The organism is Oceanospirillum multiglobuliferum (genome assembly GCF_900167095.1).
GTDB lineage: Bacteria > Pseudomonadota > Gammaproteobacteria > Pseudomonadales > Halomonadaceae > Oceanospirillum > Oceanospirillum multiglobuliferum.
In genome coordinates, this window is sequence record NZ_FUXG01000008.1 from 71,444 (window position 1) to 96,364 (window position 24,921).

The following is a 24,921-nucleotide window of genomic DNA, read 5'->3' on the forward strand; positions in this document are numbered from 1 at the left end:
ATGATAATTTATCCGCATTTGGCAATGTTTTATCTTGTATTAACTCTGACTCTGCTCAATAGCACTACAGCGCTGGCAACAGAGGCAGCGGCCAAAATACTCAGTCCTCTGACTGAGCCTTATGGCAAACAATATTGGACACTGCCTACAGGAATTGAAAAAGGGCAGCAGTTAATCATTCATGGACAAGTCATTGGCAATGAGGAAAAACCTCAGCGGCTATTAATCAGAATCGACAGTCAAAATAGCCATAATTACCAAAGTCGTTTTAATTTAGAGCTGCTATTTCCTGCGGGAAATTTCCGCCATCAACTAGACTTGGACCAACTGTTCACCAGCGCCAAGAAAAGGTTGCTCAGCACAGATATTCGACAGCTTTATATTGTTCCCCTAGACCAAGACTTTCGTTTTCAGAAGATTCAATTACAAGTTAAACCTCAGGCACCTGAGGGGATAATCGGTTGGGATTTTGGTGCAAAAGATCAAAATCCTGCTTGGGGATTTACTGCGGTCTCACCGGATAGCACAACAGCAGGCATACAGATTCAAGGGGCGAGTCGTGTACGTCAACGTCCCTATTTTGATGATCTAATTCAAGATGGCATTGAAGGTTTAACCGACCTTCAGCTGCCCTTAGCCAACGGTCTTTGGCACCTCAGATTATGGACTGAAGACATTGGCGAGTGGGAGTATTTTCCTCACGCCCTAGAACAACGTATTAAAGTGAATGGGCAGACTATTTATCAGCAAAACCTGACGCCAACACAATGGATAGCAGAGCATTATCTAACAGCTCTACCGATTTTAAATACGGGGTTTGCCCCAAGTTTGAAACTGGCACAGCAGCGCTTTTGGTACAGTATAGGCAGTAAGCGTGGCAGACCTGTCGACACATTGGTACAAGTCAATAATGGTCAGATTCATCTTAGTTTCAGTAGCCCTGACTCGGCTGGGCGCTTTATTTCAGCACTTATCGCTGTTCCAGTAGAGATGAAATATCCAGAAAGCCGAAAGATTTTGAACCGCTTTGAGCAACTACGTGCAGACCAGTTTGCCAACCACTGGCCTGTAGTGAACAATCACAACCTGCTACAAGCTCTGCCCAAACCTTATCAAGGGGAAACCCTAGCTTATGCGGATCAAGAAAAACTGATTTTGCACTTCACCTTTGAACGGACTTTGCCCGCATTAAATGCCATTAATCTACCCGTTAATAACCTGCAGCTATATCAAGTACGCCAGCAGCTTAAACGTGTTGGCGGTCAAGAGCAGGCACTGCAACAAGAGGCTATTTTAGATCCGTTACCAATCGATAATCTAAGCCTACAACAGCTTCAGCCCAAAGCAGGCGAGCATTGGCTGTTAGTTGCTGATTTTGATGCGTCTCAATGGGTTGAGCATCAACACCGCAATGGAGCGCCGTGGGGGCTTGAGTTTGGCACGCAAACAAGAGCTATCACCTTACAAGCACTAAATCTAAAGCTGCCACCTGCACCTGTACCCGTCGGTATCTATCTAGATTATGCGCCTCATCTCACTTGGTTTGACTCATCTGCCGCTCAACAACAAAGCCAATGTGACTATCGACTGCTCAAAAAGCTTGGTTTAACTGGAGTTGCGCCTGCATTACCCACACCTAGCCTGAACCAAGAGCAAGTGTTTAAACAGGCTGTGCAGCAGCCTCTGTTAGCTGGTTTATTACCACCTTTTCCCGCTTACACCCCCGTCAAACGCTTGCTTGCCCAATATGACCAATCCGCTAGTTTGCAACAACTGGCAAAACTCAGCTCAGTCTCTCCGTTACTGCTATGGTCATTGGCTGATGAACCTGGTTTACACCCTGAACAAGACCAACAACTGAGTTTACTTGGCCAAAGCCTGCATCGCGTACTCCCCAAAGCACAACGCATGGCGCAGTTGAATCAAGCAGAACATGACGCAAGACTAGAGCAGTTTGATGCGGTGTTATTGAATCAAGGTTATCGACTCAATGCTCAGCGTTTGGCGCAGCTACAACAGAAAAACAAAGCGCTTTATCTATATAACTTACCCAACTTGCGTTTAGCAGCGGGTTATTACCTATGGCGAAGCAATGCCAAAGGCTTTTGGCAATGGCATGGCCGAATGCCGACCGCTCACCCTTTTGACCCCACCGATGGCCGAGAGGACGACGTACAGTTTTTGCTACCCAGCGCGGAAGTGTGCGGTGCAACCCAGATTAACAGCCGGCTCATCAGTTTAGTTCAAGGTATAGAGGATTTACGCTGGCTCACTTGGTTAGAGCAACAAGCACAGCAAAACTTAGACGCTGCGTTATTACAACAGCAAATTCAGCAACAGATAAGCTTGAACTGGTCTCAAAACACCATGACCAACCAACAGCTAGACCAACTGACCCAGCAGATCAAGCATCTATGGCAAAATTTTAGTTTCGCTAAACTTCAAAAAATACAGTAAGTTAAAGAGACTATAGATCATTCTGAGGTGGTTATGAAAACATCACTACAGCAGTTAAATGAACGCAAAACCATTGCTTTATTTGTTGATGGAGATAACTTCTCTGCCGAACTGGCACAACCTATGATCGAGCAGCTAAAAACCTTAGGCACGGTGCCCATTCGCCGAGTCTTTGGTGATTGGGCAAAACCTAATAACCATCTTTGGGTAGAGCGCCAGTTTGAAGGTAACTTTCAGCTGGTACATCAATCTAGACTTACTTCACAAGGTAAAAACTCATCAGACATCGCCCTAGTGGTGGACGCCTGCATAGAAGCCTTTTCAGGACGCTATAACGCCATTGCCATAGCAGGACAAGATACCGACTATACCCCCTTGCTTATCCGTTTAGGGCAGCTAGGATTTGAAACCATATTGATAGGTGACCAAAGTAACACTCCAGACGTGCTGATCAGAAGCGCCAAACATTACATCCCCCTAGAACAACCCAAAACACAGTTTCAGCCATTAGTGCGAGTGATTGACGACATTGAAAAAGAACAGCGTAAAACCCTCACCAGCACTTACCATGAGGCTCTATCACTACAACAAAAAAAGAAAGCCGGACGCAGTTCAACCCAATGTAATTTCAGTATTTTTTGTGCCTTGATCAAGCGAAAGGGGCTATTCCCACAGGATTTTGTCGCCAACCAGAGTAAATGGAAACCTGTGTTAGAACAGCTTTTTGGTAACAAAGTACAGTTTAGCGAGAACAACCAATACTTTAGCCTAGGTGGTAAATAGCTTGTTATTTTTCAAGGATCACGCGGGCATTTTTGTTACTCAGCGCCCGAACAATAGTATTTCGGTACTGTTTAAGTATTCTGCTAAAAAGTAGGTATCAATCAATAGGTTCTCGACACTCATAAATAATGGTCCACGGGCTATATATAGACAGCGGTAACCAAGGAGAGTAAGAAGCTATGACATTAAAACCTGAAAGCTCTACCGTAACAGTATCCCATTGCTGATTAGCGCAGCTATAACTCACATCCAATGGTGGGCTATATTCAACTACGCCGCTTAAACCGAGGTGATGCCATGTTTCGCGCTCTACGGTATCTTCCATTTCAGGACCGTTAACAAAGTTCATTGTACTACAGGCAGTAAGGGGTAAGGAGACAACTAGAAGTACCAACCGAAGCCATTTATTCATTTTTCGCTCCTTTACACCAAACTCGCGCAGATCTTTCTTCACGTATACCAAAAGTAATAATGGTAAAAAACAAGTTAGATAGTGTCGATACCGACTGCATCTGTTCAACTGCACGCCCCTGGCAAACTTCACGCACATTGACAGAATGTTCTCCTTTTAATCCCCACCACCAATAAACATAGGTTTGTTGGAAGTCTGGAGGCACTTTTGTTTTCCCTGCACTATCTGTCCGAATAGTAACGGACGTGCATGCTGCCAGTGCAAGCACCAAAACTAAAACTAACATTCTTTTCATTCATCCCCCTTTTGAGTTGGAAAAGTCAGAGTAAAACAAGCGCCACCCAGTGTAGATCGACCAGCGGTAATACCACCGTCATAACTATTTACGATATCAAAAACTACAGAAAGCCCTATACCTTGACCAAAGCCTTGACTATCCAAACGCTCTCCTCGCTTAAATATATGTATGGCTTGATCGTTAGAGAATCCTTCGCCATCATCCTCAATCGTCAGTATTAATTGCTGAGAATCTTGTTTGGCGTATATATTGATAGTCTTTTTTGCATACCGGAATGCATTGTCTAGCAGGTTACCTAATATTTCCATTAGGTCATTTTCGTCACCATAAAATTGAGCATCTGAATCAACATCAATTTCAACGACTAGGTTGCTATCTCTGTAAGCATGATTAAGCACATCTATCAAGTCGTCTAATACTTCAGTGATGCTTGTACCTTGATGAAGTAAACTGTGTCCCGAAATAACTGCTCGGCGCAGTTGATACTCAATACTTTGATCAATACGTACCATCGCTTTTTGTAGTACATCATTCTTATTAGGTAAAAGCTGTAGTTCGCCTTTTACTATCGCTAAGGGCGTTTTTAAGCTATGCGCCAAATCAGCCATTGCGGCTCGGTATTTTTCCCTTTGTGTATGCTCTTTGCGAATCAATGCATTAAGGTTAGTTGTTACGCCGAACAGCTCAGCAGGATAAGTTCTAGATAGCTGTTTTTGTTCACCTTTCTCAAGGCTTCGAATTTCCTTCTCAAGCGTGTTAATTGGCTTAAAAGATGAGCGAAGCACCAAGTGTTGACCTAACAACAAACTCAAGGTGATTAAGGAAAACCCACTACCCAACCACCAGCGGAATCCTGTTAGCTCTTGCTGGATAAACGTTTCATCTTCCGCTACAACAAATTGATAGCGCTCCAACCCATTAGGTGTATCCCAAGCAATTGTGTAACTCATTGTCAGCAATACTTGGCCGTTAATGGTTTGCTTTTGCCAGACCCAAGTACCGGTTTCTTGAGTGGTAGAATTGAGATCAGGTACTTGTCCCAGAGATAGGGAGTGCCAAAGAGGTTGTAGCTGATAATCTAGTACCAAAGCCCATAGGCCTGAATTTAGTGTATTAAAGCGTGGGTTACGTAGTATATCTGGTAACGATAAGGAGTGAGGCTTCTTTTCAGCAACTGATAATAGATTAAAAATATGTAGACGTAAGCGTTGAGCCGAAGACTGCTCAAGTTCGGAGCGATAGCTATAATCCATGACAAATAGGCTTACGCACATTACTATAACTAGCGTAATCGCGCTGTGTAAAAAAAAGCGTCGGCGCAAAGATATTTGAGTCATAATTCACTTTTTATTGAAAAGCGATAGCCACGTCCGCGTAACGTCTCAATAGGCTTGATAGTGTTGGTTGGATCCAGCTTGCGTCTTAAGCGCCCTATAAGCACCTCGAGCACATTCATATCTCGATCATTGTCGTCATTATACAGGCAATCCATAAGCGCAGCCTTAGATATAATGCGTTTAGAGTTCCTTAAAAAATAATCAAGTAACTTATACTCAAACGCAGTTAAATCTATTTCTTCATCATTCACCCAAAGCTCTTGGGTTTGAGTATCAAGTTTAATTGCACCATGTTGAATTATATGAGAACTATAGCCAGATGCACGTCTAAGTATTGCCTCTACCCGTGCCAATAGCTCTTCAATTTCAAAAGGTTTAACTAAATAGTCATCAGCTCCAGCCTTTAAGCCTTGCACTTTATCTCGCCAACTACTGCGAGCAGTCAAAATTAGAATCGGCAAGGTGTTGTTTTCTGAGCGCAGGCTTTTGATCACTTCCAAACCAGATATCTTAGGTAAACCAATGTCAATAATGGCCATATCATATTCATATTCACGAGCACGATATAAACCATCGTCACCATCGGAGCTTATGTCTACTTCATATTGCTCTAAAACTAAGTTCTCAGCCAACTGGCGCTGTAATTCAAGGTCATCTTCAATGATTAAAATTTTCATCTTACTTGCTCTCATCACTGGCGTTTGAAGCATTAACTGTAATAGTTTTTACCACACCTTCTTCAGAAATAATTCGAACGAGATAAGTCGCAACACCATTTCTAGTTTGTTTTTCCGCATTAAGTACCGTGCCTGGGTAAAGGATAGAAGCTTGTTTAATCGCTGAACGTAAGTCCAAAGTTCTAGATGTGCCATCTTTAGACAACGATCCCTTCGGCGTGCGAATCATGGGTGAGCGTTGCACACGTTCTTCAACCCAACGGGTAAATGGCCAAGTAATACGTTCGACTTTGTTCGTTACATCATCGTTATCGCTATTGTACTGTTGCTCAGTATCTGATAATGGCTTATCACCAACATTCGATGGCAGATTATCAGCTAACACAAAAGGAGGTAGTGCTAGGATATTGATTAATAACAACAAATTGAGGAAGAGTTTCATCAGTGCAGTAACGACCGTAATGAGCTATATCTATTTTCTTGTGGGCTAAGGCACCCTTCACTAGACAGTATAACCTCAGTAGTTGAACTGAGACTGACATTTGGTACAAGTGCTGCAAATTATTTCTGAAAAAAATACCACTTTCAGGTTCAGTTCAGCTTTTTGCCAGTTTGAGTTCAGGCGAGCGCTGTAAAATTCATCTTGTCATCAGATTTTAATCAGCTCATAGCGGCTAAGCTTAAATAAGAGAACCTATCATGCTAACCAACTATATCGACAAGACACAACAATCAGCAGCAAATAATGGTAAAAACTGTACTATTCGCACCTCTGCTAGCTTGTTACTCACAGGCCTAATTTCATTTAATGCAATTGCCAGCGATAGTGACTCATTTGCACCAGGTGATAGTGGTAGCAAATGGGTTGTTGGAGGTTATGTTGGCAGTTTTAACAATCCTCTCATCGGTGAAGGTAGGGAAGGCTATGCTGGCTTGAATATTGAATATCGTGGCGAAAAACTTTTCGTCAAAGATAATGAGTTAGGTTACAACTTGTATCGCAATGCTGAGTTTAGCGTGGGTGTACTACTGACAGGCAATGGTTCATTACTGTCGGATAAAAATGATTATAAAAATAATAGCAAGCTTGTAGGGCTGAAAGAGCGTGATGGTACATTAGATGCGGGCTTTTATCTAATGCATAAAAATGAGCGAGGCCGCTTAAAAGTTAAATTATTAGATGAAATAACAGGCAAGCATAGTGGCATGTCTGCGAATGTGGACTATATGTTTGACTACAAAGTAAGTGACTGGAATATTACCCCATACTTAGGTGCAAACTGGAATAGTGCCAATATGGTTAACCATTTTTATGGTGTGAGCATAGCAGAGGCCACTGTGAACCGTGCAGCTTACAGTGGTAATAGTACAGTCAACCTCTATACAGGTATTAATGGCCGCTATGACATCACACCACATTGGGATATTGAAGTGGGTGCTAGTTATATTCATATTGGTAAGGGGATTCGTGACAGCAGTATTGTTAACGATAGTCATGTAATCGCAAGCCATGTTGGTGTGAACTATAACTTCTAATTTTAAGTCAACAAACTGGCTATTATTGAATCGGTCGAAATTATATTTCAGTGGGTTCTAGCGTCAGGATTTAAAAAAAGGCGCAGATACAATACTGTATCTGCGCCTTTACTCTCAATATTGAACGAGATGTATAACAGAGGACAATGAACACTGATGCTCTCAGTCTTTTTCAGGTTGTGCTGATGAAAAATAATTGTTCAACTGAGTCACCAGCATAGATTTATCCCCTTCGTTAAGAATAACTTTGATATTACTGTCAGGTTGCTCAAAATCACGTCTCAAGGCTAAAGCGCTGGCGCCTGTAATACCGCCATTTCTAGTCGTTAAACGCTGAGAAATTACAGCATCAGAGGCATCAATAAAGATCATCTCCATATTGGGTATATTTTTGCAAAGATACTCTCTATGACGTTGTTTATAAACGGCCTGTGTTACTACTAAAAAATTATGATGCTGACGTAAATGCAAAATTTTCTCAGTTATGATAGGAAAATAGCGATCTCTCATCTCATTGGTAAAAGGGCGCTTCTCTTGCAGCGCTAAAATCATTTCATCGGTAATATCATCATCAGCATGATAGACATAACATCCTGTTAGCTCACCAATAAGATTGCCAACATAGGATTTTCCCGATCCAGACAAACCAAATAAGAATAGAATTGCTGGTGCGGAACTAAGATCTAAAGTCTGACTCATGTTGTGCATAGCTCATTATCAAAACAAATTTTCTGGTGCAAATGTGATTTATACAGACAAATCAGCAACCACTGTTTTTTAGCAGGCGTAGCCTACTTTTTGATGGCACCGAAGAAAAGCACATTTTAGTGCCAGATAGATGAAAATGCTTTTAAAATCAGAAAGAAAAGAGGAAATCAGATATCCATAACGCAAAGTTAGGACTCAGACTAGACAAACGCCTTATTTAGTTATGGCACTCTTCAGTGCCACCCTAGCCAAATCTAGGTCTAGAATCGCTCCCCCCTTTAGATAAAAAAAATAGTCAAAATACTGCTCAATCTCAACGAATTAGACCAGTGGGTCACTAATGCTACAGAAATAATATATCTATTAACATATTATTACACTGTAACTCCTGATAGAATTTTGCACCAATTTTGGGCGTGCACCATCGCTATATGCTCTAAAGTGTCAAGGATATGACGCCCACCATGTGTTTCCCATTTTTGACCTAAAACAAAATTCCATTTTTAACTTGGCATATTTGGCCGAATTGTTCGCCCCTACCCCACAAATGTACAAAGTATTGGAGATACTGTTATGGATTCCATTTTTGGAGGAATGACTGTAAAGCGTAAATTTTTGCTGATTATTAGCTTAACGGCTATAGGCATGCTGGTCATGCTGTCCATCGCACTGTTTGCGCTTAAAGCAAACCTGTTGGATGATCGTAAACTGAAAACTCGAAATGTTGTCGAAACGGCTCATAGCCTTGTTGTTTACTATCATGGTTTATCAGAGCAGGGGGTACTGTCCTCAACAGAGGCACAGGCTCAAGCCATGAATGCTGTCCAAGCACTGCGTTATGAAGAAAAAGATTATTTCTGGATTAACGACATGTCACCCAAAATGGTTATGCACCCATTTAAGCCTGAGCTTAATGGTCAAAATTTAACTGATTTCAAAGACCCTGACGGTAAGCGTTTATTTGTAGCCTTCACAGAGAAGGTGAAACAAGAAGGCTCAGGCTTTGTACCTTACCTATGGCCCAAGCCTAAATTTGACCAGCCTGTTGAGAAAATCTCTTATGTAAAAGGTTTTCAGCCTTGGGGCTGGGTTATTGGTTCAGGTATCTACATTGATGATGTAGATGCTATTTTCTGGAGTAAATCAGCACAACTCTTGACAATAGTGACCGTTATTCTGGCAATGATGATGGCGCTGTCTTATTGGGTTGGCCGTACGATTACAGGGCCAATTCAAGTGCTACAGAACATCATGCATGATGTTGAAACTAATGGTAATTTATCTAATCGTGCTCACATTGCCCAAAAAGATGAACTAGGCCAAATGGCGAGCACCTTCAACAGCATGCTAAACAAACTACAAAACTTTGTTTCTGGCGTAAATAATGCGTCTCACCATCTGACTGAGTCCGCACAAAAGCTTACAACAGTAAGTGAAGAAACCCATCAAGGCGTGATGCAGCAAAATGCAGCTACTGAGCAAGTTGCCGCAGCTATGAACCAAATGTTAGCAACGGTGCAACAAGTTACAATACATGCTCAAGATGCAGCATTTGCGGCACAAAGTGCCAATGGCGAAGCCCAAAGCAGTCAAGGTATTGTAGATGCAACTATACGTTCCATTAACTCGCTGGCAGATGAGGTTGAGGGCGCATCAACGGCTATAGCCAAACTAGAGAATGACACTCAAAATATAGGCCGAGTACTCGAAGTAATTGGTGGTATTGCAGAGCAAACCAATCTTTTGGCTTTGAATGCTGCTATTGAAGCTGCCAGAGCAGGCGAGCAAGGTCGCGGGTTTGCTGTAGTAGCGGACGAAGTTAGAACCTTAGCCCAAAGAACACAAACTGCTACTAAAGAGATTCAAACCATGATCGACTTACTACAAAACACCAGTAGTACAGCCGTTGATTTGATGAAAAAAGGTAACGCACAAACCGCTATCTGCGTTGAACAAGTCGCGAAAGCAGGCAGTTCTCTGGCAACAATTACGGAAGCCGTAAGTCATATTAATCAGATGAACACTCACATCGTAACAGCAGCTGAAGAGCAAGCAGCAACGGTTGAAGAGGTAAATAGAAGCATTGTACATATCAGCCATATTGCGCATAAAACCACCGATGGTGCCAGTAAAACTGCTACCACCAGTGATGAGTTTATCTCTTTGGCTCTTAATCTTAAAAAGCTATCTAACCAATTCAGTGGCTGATATTAACTTATCTGCTAAGGATGTTTTGAGTCATTCGCTTGTATAGAGCTTTTTGGCAACACTAAAAGCTTAACTTAAGTAAACTCTGATCAGCCTAAAGCCGATATAGGTAAACTGGGGTTTGGTAAAAGTCAGACACTTTTACCTTCTCCAGCGCATTGTGATTAGGTAGTGCAAAGCAGATGCTGATTAAATAACTTGGACGCCAGTGCTGAACTCGTCCCTGATCAGCCAGTTTTGTCATCCCCTCAGGATAAAGATAACAAACAACAATATCTGCAGACGGTAATGGTTGTTGCAAAAAGTTTTGCCGATAGAGCTTTAGGTTATGTAGCCTGAGCACCCTCTGTATGACTTTGGATGTAAACCAAGGTAACCAAGATAGTTCATAGCCTACAATTTGACATTCAGGAAAGCGTAAAGCGAGTGGAATGACCAACCCACCCCAACCTGAGCCTAAATCAACAATGGTTTGCTTGGGGCGGGGTGAAACTTGTGCTAAAAACTGCCAAACCTCTGCTCGTGCCTTAGCAGAGCTGGGCATTGGGGAAATGCCCGTTTTTAATGTGTAATAAACTATACTACAGAGCGCCAGCAAGGCGCTCGTCAACAATACAAGCTCAAAGGCTGATATCACAATAACCTTATATGCTGTAATGCTTAGCCAGCTCTGCAATGCGCTGTAACATTGAGTGTAAGCCGTTGCTACGAGTAGGGCTTAAGTGCTTATCTAAGCCTAATTGTGTGAGAAAAACAGGTTCAGTCGTCAAAATTTCTTGTGGGGTGCGATTGTCATAGACTTTCAGTAATAGAGCGATTAAGCCTGATACGATAGCAGCATCACTAATGGCGAATAGCTTGATCTTTCCATCGTTCAACTCATGATGAATCCAAACCTGAGATTGGCAGCCTGTAATCTTATTGGCATCTGTTTTCCATTCATCAGGAAAGCTAGGCAGCTGCTTACCTAAGTCGATGATGTACTGATATTTGTCCATCCAATCATCAAAAAAATCAAACTCATCAACTAAGGTTTGCTGGGCGCTATGAATATCCGACATTTAAACTCCAAGAGGGTTAAAATTTGCAATATTGTACTTGAAACAAAAACCACCGCCATCAGCAGTGGTTTGTAATTATGGTAAATAAGCTCAGATTTTTTTAACCAGCCCATGCTGATAAATTAACGAGACCCATAGACTGGCACCTATGGCTAAAATCTGGTCGTTAAAATCATAGTGAGGGCTATGTAGGCTGCAAGTGCCTTCTGTTGGACCGTTACCTATCCAGAAATAGCATCCGGGCACCGCTTGTAGGAAAAACGAAAAGTCCTCAGCGCCCATGCTTGGTGCTAGCTTATTGTGTACTTTATCATCACCTAGCAGGCCAATTGCTACAGTTTCTAACGCTCTAGATGCCGCTCGGCTGTTAACTGTAGCAGGATAAGTACCGCCAAAAATTACTCGACCTGTTGCCCCATAACCTTCACAAATACCATGTACTAAATCAATCATGCGTTTATGTAGGTATTGATGGCTTTCATTGTCGAGGGCACGTGTAGTGCCTCTTAATGTGACAGTATCAGGAATAATAGTTGCAGCAGTACCTGCTTCCATTTGGGTAATACTGATTACGCCAGACTCTAAGGGGCTGATGTTACGGCTGATAATGGTCTGCAATGCCGTAATAATTTGTGCTGCAATCACCACTGGATCTGTACCCATATGGGGCATCGCGCCATGAGTGCCATTACCATCAATAATAATATCAAAGGTATCCATACCTGCCATAACTGGCCCATCATGTACTGCAATTTCACCTGCCGCTAACCCTGGCCAGTTGTGCAAACCAAAAACATAGTCTGATGGATACTGATCAAATAGGCCTTGATTGACCATTACTCGTGCTCCACCTTCTCCTTCTTCGGCAGGCTGAAATATTAAAACAACCTCCCCTGCAAAATTAGGATGTTCAGCCAAGTAACGTGCAGCACCTAGCAGCATTGTCGTATGTCCATCATGGCCACAAGCGTGCATTTTTCCTTCATGGCAAGATTTGTGAGCAAAAGTGTTTTTTTCTGTCAGAGGCAACGCATCCATGTCTGCTCGTAGCGCAATAGTAGGCCCCTCACCCGCAAGCCCTTTAATGCGACCGACTACACCTGTTTCCGCCCATTGGGTACTGACTTCAATACCCCACTCTTTTAATAGACGCGTCACTAATTCAGCTGTTTTGAACTCTGCAAATGACAGCTCTGGATGAGCATGAATATGATGCCGCCATTCAATCATCTCCAAGTGGCGGGCAGATCCCTGCGCTATCACCGGAGTAAACCTTATATTTTGATTAGACATTTTCAGGACTCTTCTACAAGGGGAGTTGGCGACGGATTAATTGCATTATGCCAAGCGTCGTCCTCAGCATGGAAATAAATCGCAGTAGTTTCAAGTTTACTATGTCGTGCTGTTTTACTCACTAGCCTTAAGTCTACACCTTGATCTGCAAGGTGGGTAATAGCAGTGTGTCTAAACCAGTGTGTTGATGCTGTTCTTAATCGACTGGCTTGTTCTGGCTCGCTATGCTCTATTTGTGCTGCGGCATCCAAGAGTATCTTTTTACTAAGACGATATACCATATTGGCACTGATGCCTGATGTTCCTGCAATAGAGCGAATGAAAGGTGTGTCGTCATTTGGCTCAGGTAAAGGTGACAATTCCAAATGGCTGCGATAGCGCTGAATATAGCTTAATAATGCATCAGGCACTGGTATCTCAGCATATTTTTTACCTTTACCTAGCACTCGCCACCACCAGCGCCCTCTACGTTGAAAAAAGTCATTCATTTTACAACTAGCTACTTCACTGGCTCGTGGTGCCAGATAGTATAGAAAGGCAAGTAAAGTACGCTCCCGCAGCCATTCACGGTGGCTTTTGGCGTTGTCAGCCTGCATAGGCAGCTGCTCAAATAGCAGCGCTATATCGGCCTGTTCTAAATAGCGCTTTGTTTTTCGTGGCGTAGTCTGTTTGGTTATCGACTTAATTAAGGCCAGAGGGTTTCCCCGTAGATAGTCAGCATCTCTCAAATAATTAAATAAGCCTTTTAATATGGTTAAGGTTTGCTTCTGACTGGCTAAACTTAATCCGCCTTGAAAAGGCCTCCAGTGTGGTGAGGTACGAGGGCGCTTGTCACCACACCAGAGGCTACGAGGTTGAGGATCAGCTAAAAAAATTTGATAGTTGGCAATATCTTGACGGTTAAGGTCAGACAGTGCCCGCCCTTGCTGCTGCCAACACCACAAAATCAAACGCTCAGCCTCTCTTTTATAGCTGCGTAAAGTTTCTGGCGAGTCTTTGTATTCATTAAGCCAGCTTTGTATTGCTTCAAGATCATGGTTTGCACCAATTTGCGGGGTGCTGTCTAAACGATTCTTGCCCCAGTAACCTAACAGGCTTTCTGGTAGTTGATGGCTCATGGCAATCAGCTTTTCAAGTGGCAATATCGCTACAGGGTAGTTTGATTGGTCTTTTTCTAATCCCTGCTTTTCTGGCAGGGGTTCATCTTGCTGATGGCCAGCATGTTCAATCAGCATCTTTACCCTCTCGTTTATTCAATGCAGCTTAACTTTAACATTTTGCCTGTGGACTGCAGTTTTGTCGCTTTTGGCCCAGTTTTTCGTAGCCTGCTTTCTTAGCTTATTTCGTAATGGCCTAGTGTAACAGTGTAAAACTAAAAATTCATGGTTATAGCCGTTACCGTGAAATTTAATGCATTTTAATAATTATTTTTACGTAATACATAATACGTATTATAATGCATAAAATAGATCAGCCCACCCTATAAGCGTGAGAATTCGTGAAAAATGGCTAGAACAGGCATTACTTATCAAGATGTAAAAACAGCAATCGACGAACTGCTAGCTGAAGGGATGAATCCAACAATTGCCGGATTAAGGGAACGACTTGGCACTGGCAGCTTCAGTACCATTTCAGAACATTTGAAACAGTGGCGACAAGAACAGCATGACCGACCATCGCTGACTTCTCGCACACCTGCTCCAGATGCACTAAGTGGATTGATGCAAAGCCTCTGGTTGCAAGCTAAAGATGAAGCCAGTAAAGAGCTGGCAGAATACAAAGAAAAAATTGAACAAGAGTTGCGCAACGCGCTAGAAGAGAAAAATCAGGCGCTCAAAGCTGCATTAGATACAGAAAGCAAAAATCGCTGGTTAGAAGAGAAAAACAGCCAGCTCCAAACAGAGTGTCAAAGTCAGCAGCATGAAACAGGGCGGCTACAGGCTAAAATTGAGCACTTAAAAGAGGCTAATTCAGAGGCTAAAAAACAATTAGATGCCAATAAATCTGAGTATAAGCAGCAACTTCAAGATTGGCAGGATAAAAATGCATCCCTACAGCAATTGTTGGCCGAGAACAGGCTTGAAATACAAAAGCTGGCAGAGCAATTTCAACAACAACTGAAAGAAGAGAGAGATAGAGCAGAGCAAACAGATCAACGCTGGCTGGCGCAACTAGATGAAGCGCGTCAGAAAATAAAGCAACTTGAAACTGACTGGCTAGCATCTCAGAAAAAGCAAAGCCAACAACAGGCTGACCAACACAAACAGCTGGCAATACAGCAGGAACATCTACATGCCAAACTTGAACAGCATTCTCAAAAATTGCAGCAGGTAGAGGAAGCGCAAATTGAGCGCGCAAAAACTATGCAGCAGGCTGTTGAGCAGTCAATGTTGAAACTCCATCAAGAACAACAGGCTGACATTCAACAGTTAGAAATGTTATTCCGAAAGGCTAGTCTAGTAGGTATCAATTGGCAGTTGGTGTAGTTAAAACTTAATTGTTGCGTAGCGGCACCAGTAACGACTCAAGTCCGTTAATTTGCAATTCCAGCATTAAACCCATTAATACGCCAAGCTCACCGTTGGGGAAGCCTTTTTTACAAAACCAAAGTAAATAAGGCTCAGGTAAATCCATCAGCACCCGCCCTTGATACTTACCAAAGGGCATTTTTATCGTCGCCAATTTTACTAGATGCTCCGGTCGCAACTCATTCATTTTTAAATCCAATAAAAAAGCCGATAGAGGCTATCTCTATCGGCTAGATTTTAACGCTAAAGAAACTAAGCTAGTCGATCCAGCTTCAAAGTACGCAAGGTGCGCTCACGAACTGTTTTCAATAACTCAGCATTACCTGTCAGAGATTGACCATAGGAAGGCACCATCTCTTTCATCTTCGCCTGCCATTCAGCAGATTGCATACGATCTGCGAAGCACTTCTCAATAATGCCGATCATCGTGTTCACTGACGTAGAGGCACCTGGAGAAGCCCCTAACAAAGCTGCCAGCGTACCATCTTCAGAAGAGATCGCTTCCGTACCAAACTCAAGCTTACCGCCACCGTTCGGATCTTTCTTAATGATCTGCACACGCTGACCCGCCATTGCCAGTTCCCAGTCATCGTCTTTTGCTTCTGGGAAGAAGTTACGCAATGAATCACAGCGTGCCGTATGTGATTGACGCACCTCACTAATCAGGTAGCGCGTCAAATCCATATTATTCATTCCCACCGACATAATTGGGAGCAAGTTACCCGCATTGATGCTCGAAGGCAGATCGAAGAAAGACCCCTGCTTCAAGAACTTTGTCGTGAAGCCTGCAAAAGGCCCGAACAACAGCGCTTTTTTGCCATTGATCACACGGGTATCTAAATGAGGCACAGACATTGGTGGCGCACCAATTGGCGCTAAGCCATACACCTTCGCCATGTGCTGTTCAACAATGGCAGGGTCTTTACATACTAGCCACATACCACTTACAGGGAAGCCGCCGTAACCTTTGCCTTCTTTAATACCTGACTTTTGTAGCAGCGGCAACGCACCACCACCGGCACCCAAGAACACAAAGCCTGCATTCACAACTACAGTTTTACCTTGTTTGTTCTTCAGGGTTACAGTCCAGCGTCCATCCGAACCTTTTTTCAAATCTTGTACATTGTGACTCAACAACAGCTCAAAACCTTCTTGCTGTTGCAGATGCTTCACCATATTGCGAGCGACAGAGCCAAAATCCACATCAGAGCCGTAACGCACGCGCGTCGCTGCAACCTTTTCATTAGGGTCGCGGTTTTTCATCACCAGCGGCATCCACTGACTGATAATGGCATGATCTTCGCTATACTCCATATCTTCGAAGTTAGCGGTTGCTCTCATCGCTTCGTAACGGGCACGCAGAAACTGAACATTTTTCTCGCCCCATACAAAGCTGCTGTGCGGTGTTGGATTAATAAACTGTTCAGGAGAGGGCATCGCCTTCTGTTCAACAAGATATGACCAGAACTGAAGACTGACTTCAAAAGCGGAGTTAATGGCAAAAGCTTTGGAGGTATTAATCGAGCCATCAGCTTGCTGAGGCGTATAATTCAATTCACAGTAGGCCGCATGACCAGTACCAGCATTATTCCAGCCGTCAGTACTTTCGTGCGCAACATGGTCTAAACGCTCCACCATGATCATATTCAATGATGGATCTAGCTGCTTCAGCAGCATGCCTAAGGTAGTGCTCATCGCACCAGCCCCTATCAGCAATACATCTGTAGATTTTGCGGTCATACGAGCTTCGCCATTGGTTTAGGTTGGGATTGAACCGACACCAGAAGTTAGCTTTTGGCTTCATCAAAAGGTCATAAAAAACCTTTAACGTCTCTGGATATCCCTGTTGTAATTATAAATCAGGCACCTCATCTCTGGCCTTGTAACAGACGTAGAGATGTATCTTTTTGTCCATAATGCCTTTGGAATGCCGCGAATTATACGGATTCTAGTCCAAATGTCTTGGTATAAAGCGGTAAAAAGCCTTATCAATTTGGCGAATAACACCTCTAAAGTCTTAGATATAACTTACTGTTAATACGTGACATTTTGAAAAATGTGACTCTACAGCCATTTCTTAGCACTTCAGGCCTGTAGGCTTGTGTAAACAAAAGTCTACAAAAAGAATTGCTAGCCGTATAAATGGCTATAAATGAGTGTTGCGGCTAAACTGCCAAGCAAATAAGTATTGTTGAGCAAACTAAAGGGGCTTTAATGTCAATTTCCAATAGACAAATTAAGTTGATTCAGAAGAGCTTTGCTCAAGTTGAACCTATCGCGGATCAAGCTGCTGAGATTTTTTATAGTTATTTATTTAAGTTTGCGCCTCAAGTTCGCCCTATGTTCAAAGGCGATATGAGCTCGCAAGGTAAAAAGCTGATGGCAACTTTGAAAATAGCCGTAAAAAGCCTTGAGAATTTGGATGCATTAGTTCCAGTGTTACAGAATTTAGCTAAGGGCCATGTCAAATATGGCGTTAAAGCTGAACACTACACCCCTGTAGGTAATGCACTGCTTTATGCTCTACGAGACGGCTTGGGCGAAGACTTTACTCCAGAGGTACGCCAAGCGTGGATTGATGCCTATCGTTTAATGGCAAATGTTATGAAAGATGCAGCTTATCACTGAGCATCAAAAGCACCTGATATTCTCGCAAAAAAGCTGTAAATCTAGTGAGTTACAGCTTTTTCATGGCTAGTTTAAATGCTTATGCAGCTGTAGTTTCTGTCGATAGGATTTGTTTCAATGCTTGTGCATGTTCAGCCGCTTTTAGACCTAATGAGGTCAGATAGCCACCGTCATGCAAGGTGATAAGCCCTTTGTCAAATAAGCGCTGTGTAGCCGCAACCAGTTCAGCATCTGCGCCGGAGTGTACTTTAATGCCTTCTTGCATACTGGACAGATTGAACTGAAGCAAAATGTTCATTTCTTGGTGTTGAGCTTCTGATAGTCGCATAAAATATCCTCTACGTTCTTATTTTTCTCTGGTTTTCCTTCTCTCCGAGAGTAGCACCCTTTTGGGGGGAATCACCAACAATATTATGCAGTTATCAGAAATTCTTAATTACGCTTTCACAACTTTGTAACGGCTTTCCAGCTGACTAATCCCAAGCCCACCCAGTTTCTGTACCCGTATTTGCACTGGAATACGTTCCTTCATCGCTTCGATATGACTAATCACACCTATCATTTTTCCGCTGGCATTTAAGCTGTCTAACGCATCTAGGGCAGTTTCAAGGGTTTCACTGTCAAGGGTGCCAAAGCCCTCATCTAAAAATAGTGAATCAATTTTCACTTTATGACTGACCATATCCGATAAGGCGAGAGCCAAGGCCAAACTCACTAGAAAACTCTCTCCGCCCGATAGGGTTTTAATATCGCGCAATACATCTGCCTGCCAAGTATCGATAATAGCCAGCGCTAACTCTTCATCGGCCTTGCGCTGTAATTGGTAGCGATTGTGCAACCGCTGCAGTTGTCGATTCGACAGCATGATGAGATGGTCTAAGGTTAGCCCTTGGGCAAAACGACGGAATTTAGCCCCATCTGCCGAACCTATTAATTGGTTCAAACGTTCCCAGTCGGCAAGCTGGCTACGTTGTTGATCGATTTGTTCAAAGAGTTGCTGCTGCCCCTGCCTGCGTTGTTGATCGGTGTCGAGCTGTTGTTGAATCTGCACACTTTGGGTTTTCAGCTGCTCTTGTTGCTGACTTAATTCTGCCAGCTGCTGCTCTAGGGTAAGTTGGGTTTGTAATGTGGCACAAGCCTGTGCGTGGGTTTGCTGCACCTCCAGTTGCGCTTGATAAAGCGCCTCTGCTTGATGCAAGGCTTTATCGAGTTGCTGTTTTAATTGTTGCAGTTGCTGTAGCTCATTTTCTGTTAGCAGGGCTTTTTGGTACTCCTCCTCAGTATCAAACGGGCTGGCTTGCAGGGTTTGCTGCCAAGTTTCAATATATTGTTGCAAAGTTTGTTGGCAGGCTTCATCTTGCAGTGTTAATTGCTCGACTTGGTCGCTCAATTTTTGCGCGGCTAACTGGCTTTTCTGCCACTGTTCACGACTTAGGCTTAAGCGGCTTTCTGAATCGGCAACTTGTTCAGCTAAACGGGTGCGCTCTTCTGCAATGCTGGCAGAACCAAAGCTTAACATCCGCGCTTGCTCAAGCTGCTGTAGCTCCACTTTCTGCGTTTGTGCGCTTTCTTTCAGCTGATTCAGTTCAGGCTGATGCTGTTGTAACTGCAGATCAAGTTGAGTCAGGTTTTGTATCACCAGTTCATGCTGATGCTGCAATGCCTGATATTGCGTTTGATTGGCTTTAAATTGATCACAATCTAATTGACGAGTTTGTAACCATATCTCAGCTTTATCCGTCGTTGGCAGTGTTAAACCATAAACACTGAGTTGCGTTTGTAATGCTGACTCCAGTGTTGTGAGTTCATCCTGCGCACTGGTTTGCAATGCCTGTTGGTGCTTGATCTGCTGCTGCACAGAAGCAATATCAAGTTGCTGGCTATTGGTTTGATGCTCTAGTATCTGTAGATTTTTTTGCAGCTCAAAAAGGGTCTGCTGATTAGTTTGATACTGTTGCCATTGCTGGCTGAGCCGAACTTGTACCTCATGCCGCTGCGTTAACTCAGTGCTGAACTGGATGAAAGCCTGCTCAAAGCCTTCCTTATTTTCTAGAGCTAAGCAGGCTTGTGATTCGCTAGAGAGCGCCACTACTTGTGAGTTCCACTGTTGCGACAATTGCTGTAGCTGAGCCTTTAGTCTCTGCTGCTCGGTGTCAGCTTGCTGTAGGCTGAAGTTTAATCGCTCTATCGCTTGTTTATTACTATGACCCTCTTGCTCTAGCTGCTCTAAGGCGAGCTTTTGAGTCTTCAAGCGCTGCTCTGTTTCCGAGGATTCAATCTGCTGATAAGCCTCTACCGCAGGATGCTGACAGGAGCCACAGAGTGGACAAGGGCTGTCGGGTTGTAAACGGGCGCGCTCAGCTTGCAGACTGTTAATCAGCTTTTCTTGCGCCAGTAGGCGCTCAAGATCTTGAACTTGCTGCTTGCACTGCTTGTAATCAGCGCGTAATTTCTCTTGTTGTTGCTGTTTTTCTAATAACGCGGAGCGGTCAATGTGCTGCTGTTGTTCTAGCGCACGTAGCTGCTGCTCTAGCGGCTGATACTGTTCAACAGCCTGTTGCAGTTTTAACCAAACAGACTCTAGCTTTTGCTGTTGTTGCCAGCGCTCTACACTAAGTTGTGCCTGTTGTTGTAGAGTTGAGCTTTCCCCCTGCTGTTGAACTTTGAGCTGTATAGGCTGTAGCTCAAAGCGAGCTTGAGTCAGTTTATGCTCAAGATTGGTTAAGGGTATTGTTTTGCTGTTTAGCGTTTGCTCAAGCGTTTGTAAATTACGCAGGCTTTCATGCAAGCTGTGCTCTATTTTCTGACGTGTTTTCAGTTGCTGCTGCCAGTGCGGCAGTTGTTCTGCCATAGCCTGCTGTGCTTGATGCTGTTGTAGAAACGCAGCTAATTGAACAAGCTGAGCACTGATACGTTGCTCTGTATTAAAAGCCTCTGTACGGCTCTCTTCGGTTTTGGCACACAGTTCTTCCTGCTTTGTTACTTGCGCCATCAACACCTGTTGCTGCTGTGTTAAAACTTGGATTTTCTGATCCAGTGGCACCATGATGGTGTCAATTTCTTGCTCTGCTTTTACCTTATGCGCTTTGTCTGCGGCTAAAGCCTGCTCAGCTCGGGTGAGTTGTTGCTGGTACTGAACTTGTTCGGCCTTGCTTTGAATTTGCTGTTGCTGAACACGAATAAGCTCATTCTTTAGTGTTTGACTTAAGCTGTGTTGCTTTTGTAGCTGTTCAAATAGAGGCTTTAACTTTTGCGCAGGGGCATGAGCAGCTAAACGACCAAACGCGGGGGCCTGTTCGTGCAATGCCTGTTTGGCTTTTTCTAAGGTTTGTTGATGTTGCTCAAGCTGCACTGTGCTCTGGTTTAAATCGAGCCACAATTTAATTTCACGCTGAGCACTACTGATATTAGGCGTTAAAAGCGCTAGTTCATTTTTTTTCTGTGATAATGTATCCGTAAGATCTGCAAGTTGCTCAGCGCTGAACAGTTCGACCCCTTCGGCTTTTGCTTGTAAGCGCTCTAAGGCGTTTTTTTCTATTTTGCAATTTTCAAACACCTGCTTTGAAACCGCACCATAGATTTCAGTCCCCGTGAGCTCTTCTAGTAAGTCTGCCCGCTCATTGGCACTGGCATTTAAAAAGGCTGAGAAGCGACCTTGCGCTAACATCATTGACTTGGTGAAGCGGGCAAAATCGAGTCCGGTTAGGGTTTCCATTAAAGCCAGTTTATCTTTCAGGCTGCTGGCTAAAATTTTACCGCTGCTATCCGCCAGCTCAACCTTTGGCGCTTGCAGCTTACCTTCTGCACTATTTCTGGCTCGCCGTTGAGACCAGTAAGCACGATACTGCTGGCCTTGCACCTCAAATTCCACCTCTGCTTCTGACTCTGAAGTGTGGCGCGTCATCGACTCATTCTGAGAGGCGTTAATCTGTTGCAGGCGAGGTGTTTGGTGATACAGCGCTAAACAAATGGCATCAAGTAGGGTGGTTTTTCCAGCACCAGTAGCGCCTACAATGGCAAATAAGCTGCTGTTGTCAAAAGGAGCTTGGGTAAAGTCAATCTGCCACTCCCCTTTAAGCGCGTTAATATTTTTTAGACGTAGGCGTAATATTCTCACAACGCATCTCCTTGCATTGTGCTTTGCGCAGTGTCTTGCAGCTGCTCTAGAGCTTGCTTAAAGCAAACTCGTAGGCGCGCTTGATATTGTTCATTCAATAGGGGGTCTTCAAGGCTAGGCTCTTGTTGCAGACGACGGTCAAATACTTCTTCAACGCTTAATTCATGCAACTGTTCTTGTTGTTGTGCTGTTATAGTTTGGTTTTTTAGAGCCCGCTCTCGACGTATCAACAAGACTTCAACGGGTAAGTCTGCGCAAAAAGCTTCTATTCTGGGCTGTAAGTCAGAGAGGTAATCTTGGTAGCTGATCACAAGATCCAGCCAAATATCAACACCTGCACCTATTGATGAATGATCACTTACCAGTTGTTCTATTTGTCGTTCAATGCTGACAAGATCGCCTTTTAAACTTTGCATGGGCTGGAAACAGGGGACTTCAATCGGGGTCACAGCGGTCAAAGCCCCCTCGCTGAAATCAACTTGTAAGATTGATTTGGCTTGTGTGCACTCGTCAAAACTCAGCATAAAAGGTGAACCGCTGTAACGGATATGATCACTTTTGGCCACCGCTTGGCTTCTGTGAATATGCCCAAGGGCAATATAGTCCGCAGGCGGAAAGGCCGAGGCTGGGAAGGCTTCTAAGCTGCCAATATAGATCTCACGCACTGAGTTTGAAGTGCTAGCCCCTACTGTGGTGAGGTGCCCAGTTGCGATAATTGGTAGCTTGTGTGGCTGCTCGTTATTTTTGGCCTGCGCCTGTTGAAACAGTTGTTGATAGTAGTCCGCAATTGCGTACTGCAAAGTCTGTTGTTTATCTTCCGCTGTCTGGCCAGCTTGGCTTAGCACCAAATCTTTGGCGCGAATAAAAGGAACCGCACACAACCATGCCCCGAGTTTCCCCATTCGTGTTGAGAGCGGAATCAGGGTACTAGGATCTGTTTCGGAACGGTCAATGCCTGTGACCAGATAAGCCCCTAAGCGACGAAATAGCGCTTGAGACTCGTTCAGCACTGCCACTGAGTCATGATTACCCGCCAGTAAAACCAAAGTGCAGCCAGCGGTGGTTAATTTTAAGACAAACTCATTCAGCAGGGTGCGTGCATAACTGGGCGGTGTTCCAGTATCAAACAGATCTCCTGCCACAACTAAACAATCAATCTGCAAGGTTTCAATCTGTTGCAATAACCAATCTAAAAACGCGCTTTGCTCATGCAAACGCGTTTTACCATAAAAATACTGGCCTAAATGCCAATCTGAAGTATGTAGAATGCGCATTGCGATCCCTTGCAGAGTGTCAAATGATAAATGCAGTTGCCCTGCTAATGGCTTAGTTTTATGGCTATTGGCAGCGATAAACTCTGATCAAATTAAGGTTTTAAGCCAACTTGCACTTGGCCATTGTCAAAAAATTGCGCCACTTGCTTACGCTTGCGACCGACTAAAATAGGGCCGTCATCCATAAACAGAAAGTTTTTCCAATATTTTTTGAAGATCAACCAAGTCGTTTCAATAACATGGTCACTTTCATAACAAAAATATACCACCGTATTATCCTCCCACTGTAGATGGTCGGCTAGTAACTCTGGCAGGTCGTTATTGTCACTTTCCCAGCGCTTCTGCCAGTCCACACTTTCTAACCAAGTGGCGGTATCATAAGCCCAGTCTCCTTTTTGAAACTCAGAGTAGTGCTCACTTAACTCACTAATTTGTGTTTGCCAAAGTTGTGAGGCACGGTGAGGCGTCATCGGCTTGATAAGAGGCAGATCGGCCTCATCAACAGGAAGATCTTTATGGCGAAAAATCCATGCTTTGCTGTATTCAGTTAAAGGGATGTAACTCATCTTGGTCTCGGTTTATTTGGCAATAAGACTTAAAGCAATAAAGCTTGTCGTACGCTGTAAACAACCGCGTTTCAACAAGCTTGTATGACTGGAAAGTAGGAAGTGTAAGCAGCTTACGGCTCACTTTTAGCAATAGCCCCTTTTTCGATACCTTCATAAGCACGTACTCGGGTATTGGGCTGGTTGATCTGCTCACAAATAAAACGTGCAATCAACTCCACTGTGGTATCTGTGGGCATCAGTGTGCAAATTGACTTGGGCACTGTAATTTCAAAGTGCCCTTGGTTGGCTTGATAGGCGAAAGTCAGGCTGTGATCATCTTCTGCTTTGATATCTTCAACTGTGCCGATGTAACCATTTTTTAATTGCTTCGCCCACTGTGTTTCTAAAGCTGTATTGCGCTGGCCTGCAGTTAAAATTTCAATTTGTGAGCGATGCCCGTGTGCAATGCGCTGGCAGTTGCCTTCATGTTTTTTAAGGCCATGACTGTAATGATAATAGGCTTGTTCACTGGGCAGTTTTTCAGCATGTAGAAAAAAACGTACCGACTGAACATTAGGCGGTAAAACAGCACGAGCAGACTGCTCCAACCAGTAAGCAACAGTTTCAGCACTGATGCGCTCTACGGCTAAACGCTGTACCGCACAATGCGGGCTTTTATGAATAAAAGTACCCACTTGGCTTTGAAACCGAAGGCTAAGTTGATCCTCGCACTCTTGTATTAATTGATAACTTGGAGCGCTCTCTGGCACCAGCAAGGCATGATCAACGGTGCTGTCGATCAACTTTTTTAACGTTTTTTTAACATGGCTAAAGTCAAACAACATTCCTTGTTCATTCAGCTCACCATCTAGTTCAACATCCACATACCAACTCTCGCCCACTAAGCCAAGTTGATCATCAAGATAAGAGCAGTCAATAACAGTCAGTTGTCTAACAAAAAGCGTGGTCATAAAAAGTGATATTCCTAGAGCCTATGCTGTAATAAGTGATGTGACAGATGCAAATCAATAAAGCTGATTGTACTTGTTTTTATGG

23 protein-coding genes are annotated in these 24,921 nt (G+C 43.6%); 6 read left to right on the plus strand and 17 right to left on the minus strand.

What is annotated here, in order from left to right; translation table 11 throughout:
* Together B5D26_RS07190 and B5D26_RS07195 are read left to right on the plus strand one after the other, a co-directional pair.
* The gene (locus tag B5D26_RS07190; protein WP_139776626.1) at positions 1–2,457 is read left to right on the plus strand and encodes a hypothetical protein; all 2,457 of its coding nucleotides are present in this window, start codon (positions 1–3) and stop codon (positions 2,455–2,457) included.
* A 33-nt stretch (positions 2,458–2,490) separates the two neighbouring features.
* Positions 2,491–3,240, plus strand: a complete 750-nt coding sequence (locus B5D26_RS07195) for an NYN domain-containing protein (protein WP_078745057.1) — start codon at positions 2,491–2,493, stop codon at positions 3,238–3,240.
* Positions 3,241–3,337: 97 nt separating this feature from the next.
* Here B5D26_RS07195 and B5D26_RS07200 read toward each other — a convergent pair whose 3' ends face one another.
* The 5 genes from B5D26_RS07200 to B5D26_RS07220 are packed head-to-tail and all read right to left on the minus strand — an operon-like array spanning position 3,338 to position 6,406.
* Positions 3,338–3,652: a hypothetical protein gene (locus B5D26_RS07200; RefSeq protein WP_078745058.1), complete on the minus strand. Its 315-nt coding sequence runs from the start codon at positions 3,650–3,652 to the stop codon at positions 3,338–3,340.
* On the minus strand, positions 3,645–3,947 hold the full coding sequence (locus B5D26_RS07205) for a Bor/Iss family lipoprotein (RefSeq protein ID WP_078745059.1): 303 nt from the start codon (positions 3,945–3,947) through the stop codon (positions 3,645–3,647). Before B5D26_RS07205 ends, B5D26_RS07200 begins: the two co-directional genes overlap by 8 nt.
* A complete protein-coding gene (locus B5D26_RS07210) occupies positions 3,944–5,287 on the minus strand; it encodes an ATP-binding protein (RefSeq protein ID WP_078745060.1) in 1,344 nt (447 codons plus the stop codon). Before B5D26_RS07210 ends, B5D26_RS07205 begins: the two co-directional genes overlap by 4 nt.
* The gene (locus B5D26_RS07215) at positions 5,284–5,964 is read right to left on the minus strand and encodes a response regulator transcription factor (protein ID WP_078745061.1); all 681 of its coding nucleotides are present in this window, start codon (positions 5,962–5,964) and stop codon (positions 5,284–5,286) included. The genes B5D26_RS07210 and B5D26_RS07215 overlap by 4 nt, the downstream gene beginning before the upstream one ends.
* A gap of 1 nt (position 5,965) precedes the next feature.
* The gene (locus B5D26_RS07220; RefSeq protein ID WP_078745062.1) at positions 5,966–6,406 is read right to left on the minus strand and encodes a PepSY domain-containing protein; all 441 of its coding nucleotides are present in this window, start codon (positions 6,404–6,406) and stop codon (positions 5,966–5,968) included.
* Positions 6,407–6,663: 257 nt separating this feature from the next.
* Between B5D26_RS07220 and B5D26_RS07225 the strand changes: the two genes are divergently transcribed.
* Positions 6,664–7,500 carry a MipA/OmpV family protein gene (locus tag B5D26_RS07225; protein ID WP_078745063.1) on the plus strand — a complete coding sequence of 279 codons (837 nt, stop codon included), beginning with the start codon at positions 6,664–6,666 and terminating at the stop codon, positions 7,498–7,500.
* A 162-nt stretch (positions 7,501–7,662) separates the two neighbouring features.
* Here B5D26_RS07225 and B5D26_RS07230 read toward each other — a convergent pair whose 3' ends face one another.
* A complete protein-coding gene (locus B5D26_RS07230) occupies positions 7,663–8,199 on the minus strand; it encodes a shikimate kinase (RefSeq protein ID WP_159445613.1) in 537 nt (178 codons plus the stop codon).
* A gap of 582 nt (positions 8,200–8,781) precedes the next feature.
* On the opposite strand from B5D26_RS07230, the gene B5D26_RS07235 reads away from it, so the two are divergent.
* The gene (locus tag B5D26_RS07235) at positions 8,782–10,416 is read left to right on the plus strand and encodes a methyl-accepting chemotaxis protein (RefSeq protein ID WP_078745065.1); all 1,635 of its coding nucleotides are present in this window, start codon (positions 8,782–8,784) and stop codon (positions 10,414–10,416) included.
* A gap of 94 nt (positions 10,417–10,510) precedes the next feature.
* Here the strand turns inward: B5D26_RS07235 and B5D26_RS07240 are convergent, their stop codons facing one another.
* The 4 genes from B5D26_RS07240 to B5D26_RS07255 all read right to left on the minus strand — a co-directional run bounded on the left by B5D26_RS07240 (position 10,511) and on the right by B5D26_RS07255 (position 14,005).
* The gene (locus tag B5D26_RS07240) at positions 10,511–10,960 is read right to left on the minus strand and encodes a class I SAM-dependent methyltransferase (protein ID WP_234985225.1); all 450 of its coding nucleotides are present in this window, start codon (positions 10,958–10,960) and stop codon (positions 10,511–10,513) included.
* Between the two features lie 100 nt (positions 10,961–11,060).
* Positions 11,061–11,477: a SufE family protein gene (locus B5D26_RS07245; RefSeq protein ID WP_078745066.1), complete on the minus strand. Its 417-nt coding sequence runs from the start codon at positions 11,475–11,477 to the stop codon at positions 11,061–11,063.
* Between the two features lie 90 nt (positions 11,478–11,567).
* Positions 11,568–12,770 carry a M20 aminoacylase family protein gene (locus tag B5D26_RS07250; RefSeq protein ID WP_078745067.1) on the minus strand — a complete coding sequence of 401 codons (1,203 nt, stop codon included), beginning with the start codon at positions 12,768–12,770 and terminating at the stop codon, positions 11,568–11,570.
* Between the two features lie 2 nt (positions 12,771–12,772).
* Entirely contained in the window at positions 12,773–14,005 is a 1,233-nt protein-coding gene (locus B5D26_RS07255; RefSeq protein WP_078745068.1) for a tyrosine-type recombinase/integrase, read from the minus strand.
* 270 nt (positions 14,006–14,275) lie between these two features.
* Between B5D26_RS07255 and B5D26_RS07260 the strand changes: the two genes are divergently transcribed.
* Entirely contained in the window at positions 14,276–15,256 is a 981-nt protein-coding gene (locus tag B5D26_RS07260) for a DNA-binding protein (protein WP_078745069.1), read from the plus strand.
* A gap of 7 nt (positions 15,257–15,263) precedes the next feature.
* Here B5D26_RS07260 and B5D26_RS07265 read toward each other — a convergent pair whose 3' ends face one another.
* Complete coding sequence (locus tag B5D26_RS07265) at positions 15,264–15,485, minus strand: DUF3820 family protein (protein WP_078745070.1); 222 nt, start codon at positions 15,483–15,485, stop codon at positions 15,264–15,266.
* 65 nt (positions 15,486–15,550) lie between these two features.
* Entirely contained in the window at positions 15,551–17,038 is a 1,488-nt protein-coding gene (mqo, locus tag B5D26_RS07270) for a malate dehydrogenase (quinone) (protein ID WP_078745071.1), read from the minus strand.
* Positions 17,039–17,512: 474 nt separating this feature from the next.
* Between mqo and B5D26_RS07275 the strand changes: the two genes are divergently transcribed.
* Positions 17,513–17,926, plus strand: a complete 414-nt coding sequence (locus B5D26_RS07275) for a globin family protein (RefSeq protein WP_078745072.1) — start codon at positions 17,513–17,515, stop codon at positions 17,924–17,926.
* 79 nt (positions 17,927–18,005) lie between these two features.
* Here B5D26_RS07275 and B5D26_RS07280 read toward each other — a convergent pair whose 3' ends face one another.
* The 5 genes from B5D26_RS07280 to B5D26_RS07300 all read right to left on the minus strand — a co-directional run bounded on the left by B5D26_RS07280 (position 18,006) and on the right by B5D26_RS07300 (position 24,836).
* Complete coding sequence (locus tag B5D26_RS07280; RefSeq protein WP_078745073.1) at positions 18,006–18,254, minus strand: TIGR02647 family protein; 249 nt, start codon at positions 18,252–18,254, stop codon at positions 18,006–18,008.
* Positions 18,255–18,362: 108 nt separating this feature from the next.
* A complete protein-coding gene (locus tag B5D26_RS07285; RefSeq protein WP_078745074.1) occupies positions 18,363–22,043 on the minus strand; it encodes an AAA family ATPase in 3,681 nt (1,226 codons plus the stop codon).
* Positions 22,040–23,317, minus strand: coding sequence for an exonuclease subunit SbcD (gene sbcD / locus B5D26_RS07290; RefSeq protein ID WP_078745075.1), 1,278 nt, complete (start codon positions 23,315–23,317; stop codon positions 22,040–22,042). Before sbcD ends, B5D26_RS07285 begins: the two co-directional genes overlap by 4 nt.
* Before the next feature lie 92 nt (positions 23,318–23,409).
* Positions 23,410–23,883 (minus strand): DUF2947 domain-containing protein, encoded by a 474-nt coding sequence (locus B5D26_RS07295; protein ID WP_078745076.1) that lies wholly within the window; start codon positions 23,881–23,883, stop codon positions 23,410–23,412.
* 113 nt (positions 23,884–23,996) lie between these two features.
* Entirely contained in the window at positions 23,997–24,836 is an 840-nt protein-coding gene (locus B5D26_RS07300; protein WP_078745077.1) for a 6-carboxytetrahydropterin synthase, read from the minus strand.
* Positions 24,837–24,921: the final 85 nt, after the last annotated feature.